The sequence below is a fragment of the Komagataeibacter kakiaceti JCM 25156 genome, assembly GCF_000613305.1.
Window position 1 is genome coordinate 1 of sequence record NZ_BAIO01000197.1, and the last position, 3,972, is coordinate 3,972.

Consider the following 3,972-nt stretch of genomic DNA (forward strand, 5'->3'; position numbering starts at 1 on the left):
CCGTGCTGCTGGGCTGGTACATCACCGACCCGCCGTGCAACGACCGTGTATGGGCGCAGGAATACACCATCCCCGCCGATGCCTGGCGCACGGCGAACGTGGTGCATGTGGCCCATGTGCGCAACTTCCGCTACCGCAGCGAGAGCGACCCCATTCCGGCATGGTATGACGCCAGTTATGACCTGAACGGGCTGGACAGCGTGGATCTGGTCACTTCCTACTGGGCGGGGGAATCGATCGCGCATGTGTTCCTGAGCTTCGGGTTCGCGGATGGGCGGCATCTGGCCATCTCGATCGAAACGCGGCGGCAGGCGCGGTTCGCCTATTCCGCCATTGCCGGGTTTTTCCACCATTACGAACTGTTTTTCGTCACCGCCGATGAGCGTGACCTGATTGGCGTTCGCACCGACATCCGGCGTGAGCGGGTCTATCTGTACCGTCTCGACCTGTCACCCGCCGTGCGCGAGCGCCTGTTCCTGAGCTATGTTGGCGCGATACATGACATCGTTCACCATCCGCTATGGTACAATACCCTGACCGACAACTGCACCACCGGCATACTGGCCCGCGCGGGCGCCAGGCTGCGTTACCGGCTTGACTGGCGCGTGATCCTGAGCGGGCATACGGCGGCCATGGCGTATGACATGAACCTGCTTGGCCCGTATGACCGCACCCGTTATCCGGATTTCGCGGCCCTGCATGCCGCAAGTCGTATCCTGCGCCCGCCCGGAGTACAGATCGGGCCGGATTATTCCGCCACCATCCGCGCCGGGCTGCCTGTACCGCAGGGGGAAGCGCCCCCGTAACGTCGAGGTGACTGGAACAGCCTCTTTTCATGAAGGAAAAGAACGGCAAACGCATCCCTGCCAACTGTTGCGGGAAAGGAAGGTCAGGCGCATCATCCCATAAATAATTCCGTGGAGAGAGACACATGCCAACCCTGTTCACCCCACTGAAGGCAGGCGACCTGACCCTGCCCAACCGCGTCATCATGGCCCCGCTAACCCGCCTGCGCGCGGGGGAGAACCATGTTCCCACTGACCTCATGGCCACCTATTACGCGCAGCGCGCGCTGGCGGGACTGATCCTTTCCGAGGCAACCCCCGTCAGCCCGCAGGGTATCGGGTATGAAGGCGTGCCCGGCATCTGGACGACCGAACAGGCGGAAGGGTGGAAAAAGGTCACATCCGCCGTGCATGACGTGGGGGGCCGCATTTTCCTGCAGCTATGGCATGTCGGGCGCATTTCCGACCCGTATTTTCTGAACGGGGAAGCCCCCGTCGCACCCAGCGCCATCGCGGCGAAGGGGCAGGTCAGCCTGCTGCGGCCCAAGCGGGATTATGTAACCCCCCGCGCACTGGCAACCGATGAGATACCGGGCATCGTCGCCGCCTTCCGCCGGGGGGCGGAACTGGCGCGGCAGGCGAATTTCGATGGCGTGGAATTGCATGCGGCCAATGGCTACCTGCTGGACCAGTTCCTGCAGGATTCCACCAACCACCGCACCGACCAGTATGGCGGCCCGGTTGAAAACCGCGCCCGGCTGCTGATGGAAGTAACCGACGCCGCCATTGATGTTTGGGGCAGGGGACGGGTGGGCGTGCATATCGCCCCGCGCTGCGACCTGCATGACATGGGAGATTCCAATCCCGCCGCCACCTTTGGCTATGTGGCGACGGAGCTGGGGCGGCGTGGGATCGCGTTCATCTGCGCGCGTGAGGCGGAAGGCCCGGACAGCCTGGGACCGCAGCTTAAAAAGCAGTTTGGTGGCGTCTATATCGCCAATGAACGCTTTACCGGCCCCCAGGCCGAGCGGGCGGTGGAAGAAGGTCGGGCCGACGCCGTGGCGTTCGGGCAGCCTTTCATCTCCAACCCCGATCTGCCCGAACGCCTGCGCGCGGGCGCGGATCTGACCCCACCGGATCCCGGCACATTCTATACCCACGGCCCGCAGGGCTATATTGATTACCCCACCATGGGTGAAGCGGGAGACTGAGTGCGAATGGGGGCTTTTTTGTAAAAGAGAACCAGGAAGCTTCCGACTGTTCAGGGGCTGTTTGAAAAGCCAGCCCACGGAACGCCGCCTTTTTTCAAAAAAGGCGGCACCCAAAACTTTTATTCTTTTATGTCAATCAGTAGTTCCCAAATCGCTTCTTATATCTCTACCCCTGCCTCGGGCTGGGTATTGATCTCGCCCGCCTCATCAGGCGCATCACTCCATTCCGGCAGACGGTCAGCCAGCAGGGCGCGGGGGCGACCGATCCACAGACCGTCACGCAGATGGTCGCGGCGTGGCGCGTTCGTATTCGGGTGGATCAGGATGCTCAGCCCGCCATGGTTGAGCATAAGCCAGGGCACAAGGGTGGCGAACAGCCCGGTTTCAAACGCGATCTGGAACATGGGCGCGACATGCGGACCGACACCCGTTTCGTGCCAGCGGCCCAGACGCAGGACGAAACGGGCCGCGATCTGCCCGCGCAATTCGGTGGCGATGGCGCGGCTGGCCGGACTGTCGAAATAGATATGGGCATGATAGCTGGCAATTTCGGCCAGGCGGCGCGGGGTGGGAATGCTATCGGTCATGTATTGGCACTTTCGGTGCGTAAAGGTTGGAATCTGTTTCGAAAAGCCCGCTGGGCAATGAAGCGCGTTTTGGCCGTTCCCTGACCCAAAATCATGAGGCAGTTCCGTTCAGCATCTGCCTGAAACAACGGATTGATGAGAAACAATAAAAGTCTCTGGATACGGCCTTTTCAGACAGCCTGTCAGGGATGTGGAGATGTCAGGAATAAGGTGCGTTATCTGTCATGGGGTGATAACGCCGGTTACTGCGGGAGGTTGTGCAGGCATGATATATCCGGGCAGGGGAGGAGGTGCCTGCCTATGGGGCGAATACGGCGGCAGTAGGGCGGCCCATGAAATATGAACATTGATGGCAATATATTTTAATGAGAAAGTTTGTGGTGAAGCCTTTTACAAGAAGCTTCAGGGAACGCCGCTTTTAAAAAAATACTCACTGATACCCGTATTATGTTTATCCTCGTGAGGCAATGACTTTAACACGGCGGATATTAGACAGAACATCATAATGGAAAGGAACAAAATACGTCCATTACTCAGCTTTCCCCCGCTGGATGCGGCTTGGAAGCTGTTTGAAAGCAATTAATATAAAACAATAAACATTTTTGGGATTTGCGGGATGTCTTGAAGGCAGGCTTTTCAAACGGCCTCTTATTTCCATACCCACTTGCCCACCACACGGCCATTAATGACCAGATCGGAGGCATTGACCTCATCCACGGGATAGGTGGGGTTGACGCTGATGATGCGGATGCGCCGCGGGCGGGAGTTGGGCACCAGCATGAGCTGCTTGATGACAACGCCCATGCCGTTCCACAGCACATATACCCCATCGGGCGAGGGAACGCGGTGACTGGTATCGACCAGCACGCGATCACCGGCCATGAATTCCGGCTCCATGGAATTGCCCGCCACACGGATGATCGCAAGCCCGTTCGTATCCGGCAGGTAGTTGCGGATAAAATCGCGCGGGATGCGCCACGAATCCAGCGTGGGGTGATGCTCCCCATCGCCACAGGCAGTGTGGTCCACAATCGCGCCAGCACCCGCCTGTGGCGAGATGTCATATTCATGCACCGTCACGCTACCGTCATCGGTATGGGTCGGGGCGGTGGCGCGCTCGGCACGGCGTATGCTTTCGTTCAGGTCCGTCTCACCCGGTACGATGCCACACAGCGCCCAGATTTCAGCCGGGGCGATGGGCGGATCCCCCCTGTCGGTCAGCAGCGGCACAAGGCGGCTTACCATCTCGACGGGAATGAAATCCTTTTTCAGCTTGTTTTCATAAAAAGCATAGCTGGAAAACTTCTCCCCCATGCCCAGATCACGGGCCAGCGCGCGCACGGTGTAACCCGCGCGCTCACGCAATGCCTTGAGCCGCTGGGCGGCGGG

The 3,972-nt window shown here is 59.6% G+C and carries 4 protein-coding genes; 2 read left to right on the forward strand and 2 right to left on the reverse strand.

Going from position 1 to position 3,972, the window contains the following annotated elements; all coding sequences use genetic code 11:
- Nucleotides 1-806, forward strand: an 806-nt coding sequence (locus JCM25156_RS10485; protein ID WP_025813046.1) for an Lnb N-terminal periplasmic domain-containing protein, incomplete at its 5' end; no start/stop codon positions are given.
- A gap of 125 nt (nt 807-931) precedes the next feature.
- On the forward strand, nt 932-1,996 hold the full coding sequence (locus JCM25156_RS10490; RefSeq protein WP_025813047.1) for an alkene reductase: 1,065 nt from the start codon (nt 932-934) through the stop codon (nt 1,994-1,996).
- 158 nt (nt 1,997-2,154) lie between these two features.
- Here JCM25156_RS10490 and JCM25156_RS10495 read toward each other — a convergent pair whose 3' ends face one another.
- Together JCM25156_RS10495 and JCM25156_RS10500 are read right to left on the reverse strand one after the other, a co-directional pair.
- Nucleotides 2,155-2,583, reverse strand: coding sequence for a DOPA 4,5-dioxygenase family protein (locus tag JCM25156_RS10495; protein ID WP_025813048.1), 429 nt, complete (start codon nt 2,581-2,583; stop codon nt 2,155-2,157).
- Between the two features lie 648 nt (nt 2,584-3,231).
- On the reverse strand, nt 3,232-3,972 hold a 741-nt coding region (locus JCM25156_RS10500; RefSeq protein WP_025813049.1), incomplete at its 5' end, for a LexA family transcriptional regulator.

Coding starts and splice junctions, on each gene's coding strand:
- JCM25156_RS10490 (WP_025813047.1), top strand. CDS start 932: ATGCCAACCCTGTTCACCCCACTGAAGGCAGGCGACCTGACCCTGCCC.
- JCM25156_RS10495 (WP_025813048.1), bottom strand. CDS start 2,583: ATGACCGATAGCATTCCCACCCCGCGCCGCCTGGCCGAAATTGCCAGC.